This window comes from Anaerobiospirillum succiniciproducens DSM 6400, assembly GCF_000482845.1.
GTDB classification, from domain to species: domain Bacteria; phylum Pseudomonadota; class Gammaproteobacteria; order Enterobacterales; family Succinivibrionaceae; genus Anaerobiospirillum; species Anaerobiospirillum succiniciproducens.
This window is the reverse complement of sequence record NZ_AXWV01000077.1, coordinates 1-18,724: the sequence shown is the minus strand read 5'-3', so window position 1 is coordinate 18,724 and position 18,724 is coordinate 1. Positions and strand designations below refer to the sequence as shown.

The 18,724-nt window shown below is 45.6% G+C and carries 14 protein-coding genes; 2 read left to right on the top strand and 12 right to left on the bottom strand.

The features are described 5' to 3' along the window. A partial coding sequence (locus H524_RS17615; protein ID WP_027940111.1) for a hypothetical protein occupies positions 1-205 on the top strand: 205 nt, incomplete at its 5' end. A gap of 186 nt (positions 206-391) precedes the next feature. Here the strand turns inward: H524_RS17615 and H524_RS0109935 are convergent. From H524_RS0109935 to H524_RS0109900, 8 genes are all read right to left on the bottom strand, one after another. After that, positions 392-1,393 (bottom strand): flagellin N-terminal helical domain-containing protein, encoded by a 1,002-nt coding sequence (locus H524_RS0109935; protein ID WP_027940110.1) that lies wholly within the window; start codon positions 1,391-1,393, stop codon positions 392-394. A gap of 14 nt (positions 1,394-1,407) precedes the next feature. Beyond that, positions 1,408-2,376: a flagellin N-terminal helical domain-containing protein gene (locus tag H524_RS0109930; protein ID WP_027940109.1), complete on the bottom strand. Its 969-nt coding sequence runs from the start codon at positions 2,374-2,376 to the stop codon at positions 1,408-1,410. 18 nt (positions 2,377-2,394) lie between these two features. Next, positions 2,395-3,369, bottom strand: a complete 975-nt coding sequence (locus H524_RS0109925) for a flagellin N-terminal helical domain-containing protein (RefSeq protein ID WP_027940108.1) — start codon at positions 3,367-3,369, stop codon at positions 2,395-2,397. A gap of 18 nt (positions 3,370-3,387) precedes the next feature. After that, positions 3,388-4,362: a flagellin N-terminal helical domain-containing protein gene (locus tag H524_RS0109920; protein WP_027940107.1), complete on the bottom strand. Its 975-nt coding sequence runs from the start codon at positions 4,360-4,362 to the stop codon at positions 3,388-3,390. Between the two features lie 15 nt (positions 4,363-4,377). Then, positions 4,378-5,346 carry a flagellin N-terminal helical domain-containing protein gene (locus H524_RS0109915; protein ID WP_027940106.1) on the bottom strand — a complete coding sequence of 323 codons (969 nt, stop codon included), beginning with the start codon at positions 5,344-5,346 and terminating at the stop codon, positions 4,378-4,380. A gap of 18 nt (positions 5,347-5,364) precedes the next feature. Then, positions 5,365-6,330, bottom strand: a complete 966-nt coding sequence (locus H524_RS0109910; RefSeq protein WP_027940105.1) for a flagellin N-terminal helical domain-containing protein — start codon at positions 6,328-6,330, stop codon at positions 5,365-5,367. Positions 6,331-6,348: 18 nt separating this feature from the next. Next, entirely contained in the window at positions 6,349-7,308 is a 960-nt protein-coding gene (locus tag H524_RS0109905; protein ID WP_027940104.1) for a flagellin N-terminal helical domain-containing protein, read from the bottom strand. Positions 7,309-7,899: 591 nt separating this feature from the next. Next, positions 7,900-8,208 carry a DUF4160 domain-containing protein gene (locus tag H524_RS0109900; protein ID WP_052339044.1) on the bottom strand — a complete coding sequence of 103 codons (309 nt, stop codon included), beginning with the start codon at positions 8,206-8,208 and terminating at the stop codon, positions 7,900-7,902. Between the two features lie 273 nt (positions 8,209-8,481). Here H524_RS0109900 and H524_RS0109895 point away from each other — a divergent pair, with 273 nt between their 5' ends. Continuing rightward, positions 8,482-9,054 carry an NAD(P)H-dependent oxidoreductase gene (locus tag H524_RS0109895; protein ID WP_027940102.1) on the top strand — a complete coding sequence of 191 codons (573 nt, stop codon included), beginning with the start codon at positions 8,482-8,484 and terminating at the stop codon, positions 9,052-9,054. Positions 9,055-10,022: 968 nt separating this feature from the next. Here the strand turns inward: H524_RS0109895 and H524_RS16710 are convergent. The 4 genes from H524_RS16710 to rlmKL form a co-directional block, all read right to left on the bottom strand. Further along, positions 10,023-10,997: an SDR family NAD(P)-dependent oxidoreductase gene (locus H524_RS16710; protein WP_084281753.1), complete on the bottom strand. Its 975-nt coding sequence runs from the start codon at positions 10,995-10,997 to the stop codon at positions 10,023-10,025. A 343-nt stretch (positions 10,998-11,340) separates the two neighbouring features. Beyond that, a complete protein-coding gene (locus tag H524_RS15345; RefSeq protein WP_052339042.1) occupies positions 11,341-12,381 on the bottom strand; it encodes a PHP domain-containing protein in 1,041 nt (346 codons plus the stop codon). A 1,122-nt stretch (positions 12,382-13,503) separates the two neighbouring features. Beyond that, positions 13,504-15,441 carry an ATP-binding cassette domain-containing protein gene (locus H524_RS0109870; RefSeq protein WP_027940101.1) on the bottom strand — a complete coding sequence of 646 codons (1,938 nt, stop codon included), beginning with the start codon at positions 15,439-15,441 and terminating at the stop codon, positions 13,504-13,506. 8 nt (positions 15,442-15,449) lie between these two features. Next, complete coding sequence (gene rlmKL / locus H524_RS15335; RefSeq protein ID WP_084281752.1) at positions 15,450-18,341, bottom strand: bifunctional 23S rRNA (guanine(2069)-N(7))-methyltransferase RlmK/23S rRNA (guanine(2445)-N(2))-methyltransferase RlmL; 2,892 nt, start codon at positions 18,339-18,341, stop codon at positions 15,450-15,452. Positions 18,342-18,724 lie beyond the last annotated feature (383 nt).

The window sequence follows — 18,724 nt, the reverse complement described above, 5'->3', positions numbered from 1 at the left end:
CATGTGCATGTTTTTCCAAAAAACTGATAAACATGCGGTTCATAATAGTTATGCCAGTTTTATTTTAATACCCCCCAAATATCGTACACATACTACCCATCCAGCTATCAAAGCAACAAAGCAAATCCACACCTCTACACCACAACCGCAAGCACAGGCACAGCAAACACTATCTATCCCCGATAGCATGGCCGGCCCCAGATAGCCTTTAAACGAGCTCACTGGCTAGCAGTTGCATACATTACAACTCTTCTCCTTAGCGGCAAGTGCTACTTTTCCTGGCTAAAAACAAAATGCATTTTGTATAGCCATAACAAAAACAAAACCCCAGAATAGTTGCCTACTCTGAGGTTTGATGTATTTTCTTAGCGCTAAGCGCAAGTAGCAGTCTTTAGCCTAATAAACTCAAGCCAAGCTGAGGACGGGTGTTAGCCTGCATCAGCATTGATGAAGCTGCCTGCTGAATAATGTTCTGCTGAGTTAAGTTAGCAGATTCTTCAGCAAAATCAGCGTCACGAATACGGCTACGAGCATCAGCCTCGTTAGCAGCTACGTTGGACTGGTTGCGGATTGATGATTCAAGACGATTCATCATGGCACCAAGCTTGGCACGCTCACCGTCAACTACACCAATCATACGATCCATTGCCTGGATTACATAGCCGATATCAGTCTTACCAAAAGTGGCATTAAAATTAAACTTAACGATATCATTTGTCATGCTATAAGCAATCATACCGTTAATGTTTGGAGCACCACCTGCAGCACCGCCTTTTGCGTCAAGAATATCGTTTAGTGCATTATCTTGATTTCCAAGAACGAAGATCTCATTGAATCTCATAGACAGCACGTCTACATCAATGGTATCGCCTTTGTTGGAACCGACCTGCAAACTCAACTGACCAGTTTGTACACCTGCAACAGCAGTTCCTTTATTTAAGAACAAGCTGTCTTTAGTGATTTGCGACTCTGGACCGATAAGTACTTTCTTGCCTGCATAGGTAGTCTGAGTTGCAATTCTGGCAATTTCGGTACCTAGAGCAGAGGCTTCTTTAGCAAGTGCATCACGATCGGCTGCTGTATTGGTACCATTAGTTGCCTGAACAGCTAGAGTACGGATCTTTTGCAGCATATTGGACATCTCGTCCATAGAGCCTTCAATAGTCTGCAAAAGAGCAATGCCATCGGATGCATTACGATTACCCTGATTGAGACCGTTAATCTGGGATGTTAAACGGTCTGCGATCTGGAGTCCTGCAGCATCGTCCTTGGCACTGTTAATACGAAGACCACTTGATAGTCTTTGGTAAGTAGTCGTCAGCTGTGTGTTGACGTTACCTAAGTATCTTTGGCCTTGCAGAGCTGAAAAGTTTGTATTTACAAATACTGCCATGACGACTCCAAGGACTAGCCAAGTAAGCTTAAGCCAAGCTGAGGACGGGTGTTAGCCTGCATCAGCATGGAAGCAGCTGCCTGCTGGATGATGGACTGCTGAGATAAGTTAGCAGACTCTTCAGCAAAGTCAGCATCACGAATACGGCTACGAGCATCAGCTTCGTTAGCAGCAACGTTTGACTGATTGCGGATAGATGACTCAAGACGGTTCTGTGTGGCACCTAAATCGGCACGCTGGCTATCAACGTAACCAATCATCTGATCCATGTAGCCAATAATCTCTGCCGCCATGCCAGCTGATGAGAAATTAACAGTAATAGACTTATCACCGGCAGTCTTGAATGCAACAGTATCTGCAGCCTGAGCATTGATTTTGGCGTCAGGAACAGTAGCGGCTTTTGCAGCAACGGAGAACTGTAGATTTACCAAACCAAAAGAAATAGTATCGCCCTTATTTGAGCCTACCTGCAGTGTGATACTTTGAGTAGTACCCGCACCGCCACCAGCACCTGGACCAGGAGCTGCATTACCAGCAACAGGGTCTAGAGAGTTAGTCTGCTTACCATTGAGGATGGTCTTACCAGCATAAGTTGTCTGAGTTGCAATTCTGCTTACCTCAGTAGCTAAAGCTGATGCCTCCTTAGCGAGAGCCTGACGATCCTGTAAGGTATTAGTGCCGTTGTTAGCCTGAACAGCTAAGGTACGAATCTTCTGGAGCATGCCAGAGATTTCGTCCATACCTGCTTCAGCAGTCTGAGCTAAAGCGATACCGTCAGATGCGTTACGGTTGCCCTGGTTGAGGCCATTGATCTGGCTGGTTAAACGGTCAGCGATCTGGAGACCAGCAGCGTCGTCTTTGGCGCTGTTAATACGCATACCGCTTGATAAACGCTGGTATGTAGTAGTGAGCTGGTTCTGGACGTTGCCGAGGTAACGCTGGCCCTGAAGAGCTGAGTAATTAGTATTTACATATACTGCCATTTCGTCTAACTCCTCAGATTAACCTAACAGGCTCAGACCGAGCTGAGGACGGGTGTTAGCCTGCATCAGCATAGAAGCAGCTGCCTGCTGAATGATGGACTGCTGAGATAAGTTAGCAGACTCTTCAGCAAAGTCAGCGTCACGGATACGTGAGCGGGCATCAGCTTCGTTAGCGGCAACGTTTGACTGATTACGGATAGAGCTCTCAAGACGATTTTGGATGGCACCTAAATCGGCACGCTGACCATCAACGTAGCCAATCATCTTGTCCATGATATCGATGATATCGCTTGCGGCTCCTGCTACAGTGAACTGTACCTTAGTTACACCATCTGTAACCTTTACGAAAGCCTTGCCTGCAGCGGCATCATTACCGAACTTATCAGTACCACCAACTTGACCGCCATCAGCAATCTTAGAGAACTGAAGGTTAACAAGATTGAAACTGATAGTATCGCCCTTATTTGAACCTACTTGCAGAGTGATGTTTTGAGTAGTACCTGCACCGCCACCACCACCAGGAGCTGGAGGAGCTGCACCGCCTGCAATAGGGTCAATAGAGTTTGTCTGCTTACCATTTAAGATGGTCTTGCCAGCAAAGGTGGTTTGCTGAGCAATACGGTTGATCTCGGTTGCTAAAGCAGTTGCTTCCTTTGACAGAGCTTCCTTGTCCTGTGCTGTGTTAGTACCATTGTTAGCTTGGACAGCTAAGGTACGGATCTTCTGGAGCATGCCAGAGATTTCATCCATACCTGCTTCAGCAGTCTGAGCTAAAGCAATACCATCAGATGCGTTACGGTTGCCCTGGTTGAGGCCATTGATCTGGCTGGTTAAACGGTCAGCGATCTGGAGACCAGCAGCGTCGTCTTTAGCGCTGTTAATACGCATACCGCTTGATAAACGCTGGTATGTAGTAGTGAGCTGGTTCTGGACATTGCCTAAATAGCGCTGCCCCTGAAGAGCAGAATAATTAGTATTTACATATACTGCCATTTGACTCTACTCCTCAGATTAACCTAACAGGCTCAGACCGAGCTGAGGACGGGTGTTAGCCTGCATCAGCATGGAAGCAGCTGCCTGCTGGATAATGGACTGCTGAGATAAGTTAGCAGACTCTTCAGCAAAGTCAGCATCACGAATACGGCTGCGAGCATCTGCCTCGTTAGCAGCAACGTTAGACTGGTTGCGGATAGATGACTCAAGACGGTTCTGCATTGCACCTAAATCGGCACGCTGACTATCAACGTAACCAATCATCTTATCCATGTGCTCAATGATAGCAGCAGCATTACCAGCTGTTGAGAAGTTAACAGTGATAGCGCCATCAGCACCTTTTAAGAAAGCCTTATCTTTAGCGTTTGCAGCATCGCCAAACTGATCAGCTGCAACTTGACCACCAATACCAACTGCAGAGAATTGTAGGTTTACTAAATTAAAGCTGATAGTATCACCCTTATTTGAACCTACTTGCAGAGTGATGCTCTGATTAGCACCAGCACCGCCCTGACCTGGTTGTGGAGGATTTTGGCCACCACCAGGAAGCGGATCAATAGAGTTTGTCTGCTTGCCATTCAAAATGGTCTTGCCTGCGAAAGTGGTTTGCTTAGCAATACGGGTGATCTCGGTAGCTAAGGAAGAAGCCTCTTTTGAAAGAGCCTGCTTGTCAGCTAAGGTGTTGGTACCGTTGTTAGCTTGAACAGCTAAAGTACGGATCTTCTGGAGCATGCCAGAGATTTCGTCCATACCTGCTTCAGCAGTCTGAGCTAATGCAATACCGTCAGATGCGTTACGGTTGCCCTGGTTGAGGCCATTGATCTGGCTGGTTAAACGGTCAGCGATCTGAAGACCAGCAGCGTCGTCTTTAGCACTGTTAATACGCATACCGCTTGATAAACGCTGGTATGTAGTAGTGAGCTGGTTCTGGACGTTGCCTAAGTAGCGCTGACCCTGAAGAGCTGAGTAATTGGTATTTACATATACTGCCATGTGAATATCCTCCGATTAACCTAATAAGCTCAGGCCAAGCTGAGGACGGGTATTAGCCTGCATCAGCATGGAAGCAGCTGCCTGCTGAATAATGGACTGCTGAGATAAGTTAGCAGACTCTTCAGCAAAGTCAGCATCACGAATACGTGAGCGAGCATCAGCTTCGTTAGCAGCAACGTTAGACTGGTTACGGATTGAGCTCTCAAGTCTGTTCTGGATGGCACCTAAATCGGCACGCTGGCTATCAACGTAACCGATCATCTTATCCATAGCCTCAATCATGGTCTCTGGACCACCAGCTGCGGTAAACACTACAGTAATTGATTTACCATCAGCAGATTTCTTGAAGAGTTTATTGGCTGTATTAGCATCGCCAAAGTTTGCGTCAGCTACTTGTGCAGCAACTGCAGCTTTAGAGAACTGAAGGTTAACTAAGTTAAAGCTGATGGTATCGCCCTTATTTGAACCAACCTGTAAAGTAATTGATTGAGGGTCACCAGCACCGCCACCACCAGGACCAGGAGCCTGACCACCAGGGAGCGGATCAATAGAATTGGTTTGCTTGCCGTTTAAGATGGTCTTGCCAGCGAAGGTGGTCTGCTGAGCAATACGAGTGATCTCGGTGGCTAATGCAGATGCTTCCTTACTTAAAGCTTGCTTGTCTTCTTTGGTGTTTGTACCGTTATTTGCCTGTACGGCTAAGGTACGCATCTTCTGGAGCATGCCAGAGATTTCGTCCATACCTGCTTCAGCAGTCTGAGCTAAAGCAATACCGTCAGATGCGTTACGGTTACCCTGGTTGAGACCGTTGATTTGTGATGTTAAACGATCTGCGATCTGAAGGCCTGCAGCGTCGTCTTTAGCGCTATTGATACGCATACCGCTTGATAAACGCTGGTATGTAGTAGTGAGCTGGTTCTGGACATTGCCTAAGTAGCGCTGACCCTGAAGAGCTGAAAAATTAGTATTTACATATACTGCCATTTGACTCTACTCCTCAGATTAACCTAACAGGCTCAGGCCGAGCTGTGGACGGGTGTTAGCCTGCATCAGCATGGAAGCAGCTGCCTGCTGAATAATGGACTGCTGAGATAAGTTAGCAGACTCTTGAGCAAAGTCAGCATCACGGATACGTGAGCGTGCATCAGCCTCGTTAGCTGCAACGTTAGACTGGTTGCGAATAGATGACTCAAGACGATTTTGGATGGCACCTAAATCGGCACGCTGGCTATCAACGTAACCGATCATCTTGTCCATAGCCTCAATCATAGTTTCTGGAGCATTTGCAGCGGTGAACACTACAGTAATTGACTTACCATCAGCTGCTTTCTTGAAGAGCTTGTCAGCTGCTTGAGCATCACCAAAGTTGGTGTCAGCTACTTGTGCTGCAACTGCGGCTTTAGAGAACTGAAGGTTTACTAAGTTAAAGCTGATGGTGTCGCCCTTATTTGAGCCAACCTGTAAAGTAATACTCTGTGGGTCACCTGCAGCAGCACCACCACCTGGGGCATTACCACCTGGAAGCGGGTCAATTGAGTTGGCTTGCTTACCGTTTAAGATGGTCTTGCCTGCAAAAGTGGTCTGCTGAGCAATACGAGTGATCTCGGTGGCTAATGCAGATGCTTCTTTTGCTAAAGCTTGCTTATCTTCTTTGGTGTTTGTGCCGTTGTTTGCCTGAACAGCTAAGGTACGCATCTTCTGGAGCATGCCAGAGATCTCGTCCATACCTGCTTCAGCAGTCTGTGCTAAAGCAATACCGTCAGAGGCGTTACGGTTACCCTGGTTGAGGCCGTTGATCTGTGAAGTTAAGCGGTCAGCAATCTGAAGGCCAGCAGCGTCGTCTTTAGCGCTATTGATACGCATACCGCTTGATAAACGCTGGTATGTAGTAGTGAGCTGGTTCTGGACGTTGCCTAAGTAGCGCTGACCCTGAAGAGCTGAGTAATTAGTATTTACATATACTGCCATTTTGTTCTACTCCTCAGATTAACCTAACAGGCTCAGGCCGAGCTGTGGACGAGTGTTAGCCTGCATCAGCATGGAAGAAGCTGCCTGCTGGATGATTGACTGCTGAGATAAGTTAGCAGACTCTTCAGCAAAGTCAGCATCACGGATACGTGAGCGTGCATCGGCTTCATTAGCAGCAACATTAGACTGGTTGCGGATGGATGACTCAAGACGGTTCTGGACGGCACCTAAATCGGCACGCATACCATCAACTGTGCTAATCATTGTGTCCATCAGCTCGATAACCTTACCTACATAGGCAGCGTTGGTCTGATCGGCATAGTTGAGCTTGTCAACATTGACCTTAATTTCACCTGTAGCAGTAGTTTGGAAGAATTTAGAATCGTCTTCCTTCATTAAGTTCGCATCGGTACCGATTTTAGAGAACATAACTGAGTTTGCGTTAAAGGTGATGGTGTCTCCCTTATTTGAGCCGACCTGCAGAGTCATTGCACCTGTACCGCCTGCTAAACCCTGAGCGGCTTGATCATCACCGAAGATGGAGCCAGTCTTGGTCTTACCGTTAAGCACGGTCTTGCCTGCAAAGGTAGTCTGCTGAGCAATACGGTTAACTTCGGTAGCAAGTGAAGCGATTTCCTTGCCTAAAGCAGTACGGTCTTCCATGGTGTTGGTGCCGTTGGCAGCCTGAACAGTTAAGGTACGCATCTTCTGGAGCATGCCAGAGATCTCATCCATACCTGCTTCCATGGTCTGGGCAAGAGCGATACCGTCTGAGGCGTTGCGGTTGCCCTGGTTGAGGCCGTTAATCTGGGAAGTTAAACGGTCGGCGATCTGGAGGCCAGCAGCGTCGTCTTTGGCGCTGTTAATACGCATACCGCTTGATAAACGCTGGTATGTGGTAGTGAGCTGGTTCTGGACGTTGCCTAAATAGCGCTGGCCCTGGAGAGCACTATAGTTGGTATTTACATACACTGCCATGTTGATTTCCTCGTGCAGTTAGATCGCATGTGTTTTGCAAAATACTGCAGGGAATAACATTGACCTGCTGTACGCAAACGTTGTTACATGGAATCATGAAACATTCTTGTTCTCAGTTTGGCAAAAATAAGCACTGCAAACTGAGATACTCCTATAGCCTGTGCTTTAAGCTTGTTGTTGATTGTTACGTTACAAGTGATTTTGTATCAGCAGATACGTAGCAAAGTACTATCTCGAACAGTAGAAGCTAAGCTTTGGCTTGATATGAAAATCTTGCGCAACTAAATTAGCTTTAGCATAGCTTTCATTCTTAATATCGTATAGCTAAAAACATAGTTAAGCCCTTGTGTAGCAATTGTTTTCGGCCATTCAAAAACGAAAAATTTGCACGTGATAACTTAACATTTTCTACAATTGTTTTAACAATATTTTGCATTTTGTCAGTTATCTTGTGAAACGCTTGTGAAACGATTGTATTTTCACCTTAACTGTTTGGTCAAAACTGCTGACAAACTTAGATGTAGTAAAGCTCTGTGGCTCTTTAGCAAAGTCAAAAGTGTATTGCTGTGGTTATGTTTTTTTTGCAGTTTTTTAACGCAGCGGATCTATCTGAAATGGCATGAGGTTTTGTTGGCAAAGTTTCCAGTTAGCATCAAGCTCGTTGCAGTGGATCAGACACCATGCTGCAACTAAGAGCTGAGCATCACGATCGAGCTCACCTTCAAGCAAGTTGCCATCAAAGTCTAGACAAGCTTCTTGGTCAAGGTACTGCACATGAATATGCGGCGGCACCATCTCATCTTCAAGATACATGTAGACGATTAAGCCATAGAAAAAGCTCACTGGCACGCGGCCATCCTTGCCTACCTTGTCCGCCTTAGGCGCAGTCTCTACTTGCATGTCATTCTCCTAACTTGCATAAAAACAAAATACCGCACTCCAAAAATGCCAACGTTTGGCTATCGTGCGTGTACGTATTTTCTTCAAAAGTATAAGACTGAGCTAGGCGGTTAGATCATGTAGTGCAAACAAAAGTTTGCCCTGATGGTACGCCTTGGTGCTCTTTGTCATTATTTAGTGCCTATGTAGCCTAATGTCGCTGTCTTTGCTATGTTTGTGCTACTGAACAGTGCTTAAAATGCTTTTAGATTTCAAACTTTTTGGAGTTAGCGTATGTCAAAGAATGTTTTGATCATAGATGCCGGTATTGAGGGTGCTTTTGCCAAGGGTGAGCTTAACCATCACTATGTTGCAATGGCCAAAGAGATTCTCGTTTCAAAAGGCTATAACGTTACTATCACTGATCTTAATCAGCCATATGAGGTTAAAGATCAGCAAGAGAAGTTCTTAGCTGCTGACTTTATCTTAGTGCAGTTTCCTGGCTATTGGATGGCCGGTCCATGGCAGCTCAAGCGCTATTTCGACGAAGTCTTCTCTGGCCCAATTACTGTTGGCGGTGATGGTCGTCATCGTGGCACGGATGCAAAGTACGGCACTGGTGGTGTTCATACTCAAAAGAGATACATGCTCTCTTCAACTTGGAACGCCCCATTAAGTGCCTTTGATGCTCAGGATGAGTTCTGGGGTGGTATCGGTATTGATGGCGCACTTAAGCCTTACCATAAGACCTTTGAGTTCTTAGGTCTCAAGCAATTACCTACTTTTGTCGCTAACGATGTGATAAAGAACCCAAGCCATGATGAGGACTTTGCTCGTTTCAAAGAGCTCATTAACGCTAACTTCTAAAAGTAGCTTTCTTCATTTTCTAGGCAGGTTAGCCATGAGCCATCTTCTCTGACCTGCCTTGTAAATTTTAAATTCCTACCCTGTCCTAGCGCCTGCTCCATAATCCAATCCTATTCGCTGCGCTTTTGTCCATAGCTTTATCTCTAGTTTTGTACGTCTTTGCTTATGGCATGGTTGCTGTGTTCAATTCCCTTGATAGTGTTTATGATCGCTGCCACTGTCACTAGCACTTTTGTGTGGCTGTCTTTAGCTATCTTTAGGCAGTGTGCACGGACACAGTTTGTAAAGAAACTATAGAATAATCATCATAGTTTTTGCACAGCCATTGCCCATAAAATGTCACTTGTCTTTTAGTGCTTTATTTATATTGCCCAGTTACCTTGTGTAGGAGATTCGATATATATGGCATTTATGACAAACTTTTGTATAGATTCTTGTGTAGCGAGTGCACAACAATTGCACAAATTTGCGCAATAGTTTGAGCGGTATCACTTTTTCACTTATAGATTGTGCACGAGCACATGCAACTTTCAATTCAGGGTATACACTTAACATGCTAGTTGTTTTCCAGTTTCAACTAGCACTTACTCTGTTCATTGTGACTATCCCTCATTGATCAAGCCTTATAAACTCCAGAGGTAACAATGAGGGGTATTATCCTCCTCGCCCAAAGCAGGCCATCTAAAGCCATAACTCATCTTCAGGGCTCACAGAATTCCTCTTAACTGCCCATTAGCACTGGCATTGATTCTCATCTACCCTATTCTCTTTTAACTATGTCTTTAGTGGACATATCTGCATTTTTGCATTGAGATCACTTTGGTGGCACCTATCCAATGCTCGTTTAGTTGCGCACTTCTTATGCCCATGCTATTAGCCGTGCTTTCTTTGTAATAGCTTCTAATGCATGCTTTGCTTGTACTAAAGCACCTTGCATCGTTTAGGCATGCTGTGCTTTTAGTTTTGTGTTAGAACATATTGAGACGCTTAAAGATAAATTCAGGGATCAGACGTACTACGGCCATAATATAGCGCCATAGCCACATGGTGTAGACAACTGAAGAGCGGCGCTTAAAGCCTTTTACAATGTCCTTTGCTACTCTTTGTGTTAAGGCAGTTATGTATGGCGGTAGCTTCTTATGCGCAACCATACGAGTAGCTACATAACCAGGCTTAATGGTCATCACATGGACGTTATATGGTAATAGACTGCAGCGCATACCTGACAAAAATGCCGTCATGGCAGCTTTCGACGAGCCATAGCAGTAGTTAGAGCAGCGCCCGCGCTCACCGGCTACCGAGCTTACTACCATGATGGAGCCAGAGCGCTGTTGTTTAAAGAACTGAGCTGTAGCAGTAAGCATGGGCAGCAAACCATTAAAGTTTGCCTGCATAATGAGCTCACACTCTCTTATGTCTTGCTCAGCTTTCTTTTGATCGCCTAAATAACCAACCGAACAAAAGAACGCATCTAATCCTATAAATTGGGATGATTGATGCCCAGAGACTTGCATAGATTGCTCGGCGATGTCTTTTGCGGCGGCATTGTATGCATCGGTCGTGGCTGTTGCAGAAGTATTGAATGCCGTGGTCGTGGCAGCAGCTAATGCATTGAATTCAGTAGTTTGGGCAGTAGCTAAAGGATTCACTTTATTGGTTTGGGTAGTAGCTAAGGCATTGTTCTGAACTTTAGTTTGCTGGGCATTTGTACCTTGTCCTAGACATTCGTTAAAGAGCTGCAGCTGCTCAGCAGCACTCATGCTGGTGTCGTAGTGTTTGACCTCACAAGTACACTTGTGACTCTCTAGCTTAGTCTTAAGCTTTTCAAGTTCACTAAGATTGCGCCCGCACAAGATCATATGCCATGGCCCTTCCTTGGCAAACTCATGGAGTGTTGCTATCGCAATTTCAGAAGTTGCCCCAAGTACTAGCATGCGCCTCATAGTGTCCCCTGCTACTTAATGACCTTATGTCTTGTCAGTATAGCTAAAAGTACCTAGCTCAGGCTTAGATCTAGCCGCAAGTTTAGAGCTTCTTTGTCTTTTGGGCTTTTGATAAAGGTAGCTTAGCCCTCTTGGTGCTGCTTTGTTAATGGTTCTAGGCTGCTACCTGTTTTGCTTTTGCCGTACATAGACTAAGGCTCATTACGGGCTCTAGCTTAGTTGTAAGTTTTTTTGCTAACTGCAGATACAACAAAGCCTTCACTGTAGAGCTATCTTTGCTCCTTTGATGAAGGCTTTGGGCTATGAGCATGTAACGTATGCTAGTTTTTTTGTTTTATGACACTTACTCTGAGGCGCTGGTGGCGTCCTCTTTTTTGTAAGTGATGTGGACTAAGCGCTGCTTAAAGTTAGCGCCCATACCATAGCGCTCTAAGATTGGGCTGTGCCAGACTGGAGTTACATCGCTAGGCAGATCGATGTTTTGACCTAAATCGCGATGGAAGCCCTCATTGTGGAAGTCTGAGCCTAAGCTTGCGAGCATCTCGTACTTATGACACAGCTGCACTAAGTAGTCGCGATCTAATTGACGCTGTTGAGATGAAGATACCTCAATAGCCTCACCGCCTGCTTTCTTAAACTCGTATACGAGCTTACGCAGACGCATATTGGAGATCTTGTAGCGGCGAGGATGAGCTAATACAGCAATACCACCTGCAGCCTTGATGACCTCGATTGTCTCTTCAATCGGTCCCCAGACGCTCTTTACATAGGCATCTTGACCACGACGTAAAAACTTGTGAAAAGCATCATCTACGCTTTTAGCCTTTCCATCTTGGAAGATGAGGCGTGCATAATTGCCACGAGTAATGGAAGCTCCTTCACGGGCTTGCTCACAGCAGCGCTCATATGGTCTGTCAAAACCAAGGCGCTTGAGCTTTTCACCAATAGCTACCGCACGTTGAGTACGAGCAACTTTAAGTTTTGCTTCAAGTTCTTTGAGTGAATCGTTATTAGGATTAATACCTAAACCTACGATGTGGATTTGCTCATCGTACCAAGTAGTAGAGAACTCCACACCCGGAATCACAATCAAGGTACGCTCGCTAGGAGCTCGATGTAGTTCCCCGTTATCTACACCATTAACCTCAGCATTTTCCTTAATGTAGGTTTCAACAGGAGCATCAGCATCACCATTTAAGAGCTTGGCATTAAGGAGTGCTGCTCTTTGCACAGCATCAGCAACACCAGCGGTGAGATCGTGGTCAGTAATGGCAATAGCATTTAAGCCGCGACCATAAGCCCGATCAATCAGCTCACTTGGGGATAAGCCACCGTCAGAGGCATTGGTATGGCAATGAAAATCGATATTGCTAACTATAGTCACGAAGACCTCCGACTAGTAAAAAATGCTTCGTTATGCAGATAAGGAATAACTTCCTTATTGCCTAATTCCTGATGCTCAAATACGAGATCTCAACGTACGCCCCGTTAAACGCGAGCACAACAACGCCGTCTAATATTTTAATGTGATTCGCTCTATTGCGTCGTTACTTGAGATTTATAAGCAAGACTAAGCGTTTTGCTTATGCTCAAGACCATCATTTAGAACTGTAAGTTAAGCTACGTTTAACACTTAACGAGCATATATTCCGTAAGAGAACTACTTTGAGACGCAAGTGAGTATATACCAACCGTATGAGATCTAGATCAAAAATTGTTGAACAGTAATGATCTTCATCTTGAGCGAAGCCGCGCCTTAGACACTAGTACTCGCTTTGCTATTAGGCACTAATACTTACTTTGCTATTAGGCACTAGTACTTACTTTGCTCTTAGACACTAGTACTCACTTTGCAATGAGCGCTAGTACTTACTTTGCTCTTATACACCAGTTCTTGGTTTGCTTAAGACATTCGTATGGGATTAGCGTTTGCCACTACTTGCAGCTTTTCATTGGGATGCTGTTTATAAAAATTGAGCAAGATTTAGTGTGCCTTGAGTAAGAGAGTTTTGTTGAGGGTTTAGCTTCGGTAACGTTAATTACAGTATGCATCTTTTTGCAGCTTATCTAGCCTCAAGAGCAATTTACAGCTGTACGCCTTGCCTAAGCAGAGCCCTAAGCCGCTCCATACTGCGTCAACCGTGTTTAAATACTTGCTTGCAGTTAAGTGCTTAAGTACATGCGTGCAGTTACGTGCTTATGTTAATGCGTGCTGTTACGCCGCTGAATATGTCATTGAGCTAGCAGACTGCTGTGTTTGGCTGTCTTGGTGCTTGTCGCTTGCTGCTGTTTGCGATGCAGAAGATATGGCGCTTAGCAGGATTGTTGCTTAGATATGGCTGCATGGCACGTATTTTTATGGACGGGAGCAAATAGCAGTGTGCCATGCTTTCGTCTGCTAGTTTGCAAGACATATGATATGTTTGCAGCACCTTGCGTAGCTTATGGCTTGTCAAGGTGCTGCGTTAGCTTGGGGAGCTTGATGATTTATAGGATGCTCTTTGAGTTAGCCTTCTGACTTTGAAAGGAGCTCCTCAAAGCGCTCGTAGAGAGCATCAAGCTTAGCTTGCATGTCAGTGCGCTGCTGATTGATCTCTTTAATAGCATCCGGGCCTTGAGTGTATAAGGCTGGGTCTGCGATCTTGGCATCAATGGCTGCGAGCTCTTCTTCAAGCTTGCTAATGTGATCAGGCAAGTCCTCAAGCTCATGAGCCTCAGTAAAGGAGAGCTTGTTAGCTTTCTTAGCTGGGGCTGCATTGTCTGCTGGCTTGTCTGTGGTGATGGCTTGAGCCTCATCGGCTTTGGCAGCTTTAGCCTCTTGGGCAGCTTCGTTTTGTGCAAGCTTACCTGAGACTACTAAGGAGACGTTCTTACCAATGCGGCGGTAGTATGCCTCCACATCAGACCAGCCACCCACAATAGTCTCGATATTGCCTGAGCCGTCAAAGACCCAAGTCTCAGTTGCAAAGTGATCGATAAAGCGACGATCGTGGCTAATGACGATAACCGTGCCTGGGAATGTTTGGAGCATTTCCTCAAGCAAGTCTAAAGTCTCAAGATCAAGATCATTAGTTGGCTCGTCCATGATGAGCACATTGCAAGGACGGGCAAAGATACGCGCTAACATTAAGCGGTTCTTTTCGCCACCTGAGAGTACCTTCGCAGGAGATCTAGCACGACGTGCTGTAAAGAGGAAGTTCTTTAAGTAAGAGAGCACATGAATGTTCTTACCATTAACGCAAATGTCTTGCTTGCCCTCTGCTACGTTATCGGCAACGGACTTTTCAGGATTAAGCTGCTCATGGTATTGATCAAAGTATTGAGAGGTTACATTAGTACCAATACGTACATAACCATGAGTTGGCTTTAATAGACCCATCAGCACTTTGATAAGTGAGGTCTTGCCAGCTCCATTAGGACCAACAATACCAATACGATCACCACGCATTACTACAGGTGAGAAATCCTTAATGATGTCCTTACCGTCGTAGTTTACGTTGATATGATCTGCCTCAAAGACGATATAGCCGGAGCGATCTGCCTCAGAAATCTTAATAATGGCCCTACCCTGACGATCGCGTCTTTCGGCACGCTCTTTACGCATCGACTCAAGATTGCGTACACGACCTTCATTACGGGCAAGACGTGCTTTAACACCACGTCTAATCCAAGCCTCTTCTTCAGCTAAGATTCGGTCAAACTCTTTACGCTCGAGCTCTTCCATACGTAAACGCTCATCACGCAGACGTAAGTAATCATCAAAGGAACCTGGATACGAGTAGAGCTTACCGCGATCAAGCTCCACAATACGAGTAGCTAAGTTATCGGCAAAAGTTCTATCGTGGCTTACAAAGACTGTAGTGCCATTAAAGCCCTTTAAATATTCTTCAAGCCACGCAATAGTTGCGATATCTAAGTGGTTAGTAGGCTCATCTAAGAGTAATACCTGTGGCTCATTGGCTAAAGCTGCAGCTAAGGCAGCCTTACGTCTCCAACCACCTGATAAAGAAGCAAGCGGGGTATCAGGGTCAAGATCAATCTTATTTAAGATCTTATAAATAAGCGCATCTTTTACCCAGCCATCATGGTGCTCAATAAATGAGGCAAGCTTCTCTTGCTCTTGGGCATCAGTGCTTTCTCTAAAGGAGGCAAGCGCATCACCAACCCCATCGATACCACGGGCTACCATGGAGTACACGGTGCCCTTTGCATCCTGTGGCGGATCTTGCTCTAAGCGGTTGACTCTTAAGCCGTCTTTAAAGATAAGACGACCAGAATCAAGCTCAATACGATGGTCAAAGAGCTTAAGTAAGGTGGATTTACCTGTACCATTACGGCCCACCAAACAAACTCTTTCACCCTCTTCTAATGCAAAGTCGGCCTTGCTCAATAAGGCGTCATCACCAAAGGCAAGATTACCCTCTAAAAGTGTTACTAATGCCATGGTAAGCCTTACTCCTCACTACCCTTAATGTCCTTTACGCCAGATGGGCCCCAGACACGTGGCTTATGAGTGCTTGCAGTAGAACGAGCCCCATCACGTGAGTTAAAACGGCCACCACGATCAGAGCGCTCACCGCCAAAGCGGCTGCCACGATCGGAACGATCGCTACGCTCGCCACCAAAACGAGAGCCGCGATCAAAGCGATCATTGCGGTCGCCACCAAAGCGGCTGCCGCGATCAAAGCGATCGTTGCGGTCGCCACCAAAACGGCTGCTGCAATCATTTCGATCGCTGCGGTCGGAACCGAAGCGGCTGCCGCGCTCGGAGGTGAAGCGTGAGCTGCGCTCTTCGTCGCCTGAGCGGTCGGTGTAAGTGCGCTCACGATTGCCCCAGGAGCGGGACTCACGGGTAAACTTACGCTCATCATCGCGCTCAAAGCTATTAGAGCTTGAACCTCTGCGATAGTCACGAGCTGGAGCTTGACGGTCATCATAGCGACGGCGGTTGCTGTCGCGATTGAATGAGCGCTCATGGCGATCAGATGAGCGATCAGAGCGACGATCTTCTTGCTCACCACGATAAGTAAAGCGATCTTGCTTAGCCTCGAGATCACGAGACCAACGAGGACGCATGGTATTACTTACTAAGGCCTCAGCTTCTTTACTCTGAGAAGCCTTGTTGTAAGTAAGCTCAAAGCAAGTGTGCAGCTGCATATCACGCTTAAAGTCAGGATCAAAAGTCTCCTTGGTGATATTGCGCACAGTAAAACCGTACTCTTCTAAGCCGTCATGTAACTTGAAGTTACGCTTGTTAGTACAGAAGATGACCTTACCGCCGTCGTTTAAGTGACGAGTTAAGTTGCCGAGCATGAGTAAGTGATCACGCTGTACATCAAAGCTCTTCTCCATACGCTTAGAGTTAGAGAAGGTTGGTGGATCAATATAGATAAGGTCGTAAGTGCTGCCTTGATCTTGGGATAAGTAAGCTAAGCAATCAGCCTGTACAAAGTGATTTTGCTCAGATGCGCTAGTGCCGGAGTAGTTAACGTCCATATCATTTAAGATAAAGTTCTCACGGCCCCAATCAAGATAAGTACGGCTCATATCAACTGAGACTGTACGTGTAGCACCACCCATAGCTGCAGCCACAGAGGCAGTACAGGTATAGGCAAAGAGATTTAAAAATGACTTGCCTTGTGCCTCTTTACGAATTAAGCGGCGGATTGGACGAGCATCTAAGAATAAGCCTGTATCTAAGTAGTCACGCAGATTTACTCTAAAGGCAATATCAGCCTCATAGACGTCCATAAAGTGGCCAACAGCATCCTCACGCTTTTCATACTGTGAGTCGCCCTTTTGCTTTTCACGTGACTTTACAATGACGTTATCGCCAGCTGCGCCAGTAACCTTAATGGTAGCGGCAATCATGTCTAAAAGACGCTTTTGAGCTACAAACTCTTTAATGGTTGCAGGAGCTTGATACTCTTGAATGACATAGTACTGATTGTAGCGATCGATAGCAGCGTTATAGTCTGGCAGATCAGCATCATAGACACGATACGCGGTGATCTTTTCTTTATCAGCCCACTTAGATAAGTTCTTTAAATTCTTGGTAAGACGGTTAGAGAAGTCTACTGCTACTTCAGCCTGTGCATTCATAGCTGCATAGGCATTAGCACCGCCTTGATTGATAGCGTTTTGGTCGAGATTATCAAACTGACCTGACTCAAGAGCAATCTGTGCACGATCAAGCTTAAAGGTACGCAGCTGACACTCAAGAGCACCATTAAACAGACGGTAAGACTTGTCTACTGAAAGACGCAGACAAGATAAGAGCTCAGTGGAGGTAGAGATAACTGCAGCCTTGCCACCAGCAAAACAAGTCTTAAGCTTATGGCCTAAGGTGGTGTAAAGCAGAATTAACTCATTGAAGTTACCCATTCTCTCGCCATATGGAGGATTGGTAACTACAGTGCAAGGCAGATCATTAACCTCTGTTAATGGATTGATGAGCTGATCTAATGGACGATGCTCAACGCTGATGAAATCTTCAAAGCCAGCATTGGCAATATTTTCTTTAGCACGCTCAATTACGTACTCATCAGCATCAAAGCCATAAAGCTTAATACCACGCTCTTTAGCCTTTGCTTTACCTGCCTCAGAGCGCTCTTTCGCTTCACTTAAAATAGCACTCCAAGCACTCTCGTCATAATCTTTTAAGTGCTTAAAGCCATAGTCGCTGCGCATGAGACCAGCAGCAGTATCAGTGGCAATTGCAGCAGCTTCTAACAGTAAGGTACCAGAACCACACATTGGGTCGACAAAATTATCCACACCAGTGTAGCCAGCACGTGTCACCATAGCTGCAGCTAAGTTCTCCTTTAAAGGAGCCTTACCAGTAGATCTATGGTACTCACGCCAGAATTGAGCGCTACCAGAGAGGTCTAAGCTTACAGAGACCTCGCCTTTCTTTAAGGTAGCGACAATGTGCACCTCAGGATTGTGCTTATCTACATTTGGTCGCTCCAGCTTGCTGTCGACAAAGCGATCGCATACTGCGTCCTTAACACGCAGTGCGCCGTACTGAGTGTTGCGAATGGAATTGTTAGTACCATTGAAGGTAACGGCAATGGTCTTGTCGCAACTAAAGTAGTTCTCATAACCAATACCATGAGCACCCATGTACAGATCGCTATCATCCTCGCAACGGAAAGTGTTTAACACTAAGAGGATACGAGAGGCAAAGCGGCTGTAGAGGCAGACGCGCATCGCAAGGTTCATATCACCACTAAAGGATACGCCTGCTACCGTTTCCTTGACTGAGGAGGCTTGTAAAGCATTTAACTCGTTGAATAAGAGTGACTCTAGTCCTTTAGGACAGGTAGCAAAAAACTTCTGCATACAGATAAGATCCTGAAAATAACAGCAAACTGTATGGCGAAACGGCGGAATGTGGTTAGATCACATTTCTCGTTCACCGATAAAAAAATGCACATCACCCCCATAGCTAGCCTTGGGGATGCTCTTTAAAAATCTAATTTACCAGAACTTATGAAAGATATTCATGTTTGAGATATGAATTACAACTATCTTTGTAGCTCATATCGAAGAATAGCGGGTTTAACGCAAATATGGATGGGTCTTTGAGAAGTAACGAGAATTTCTTTCCTAGCTATGCTAGTGTTGATTGAAGTATTCGTATAAATCTAAAAGCAAAGATATCGGACCAGAAATCATGGACTGCCTATCTGCATAGTGCTTGCATACATTTTCAAATGTTGGTG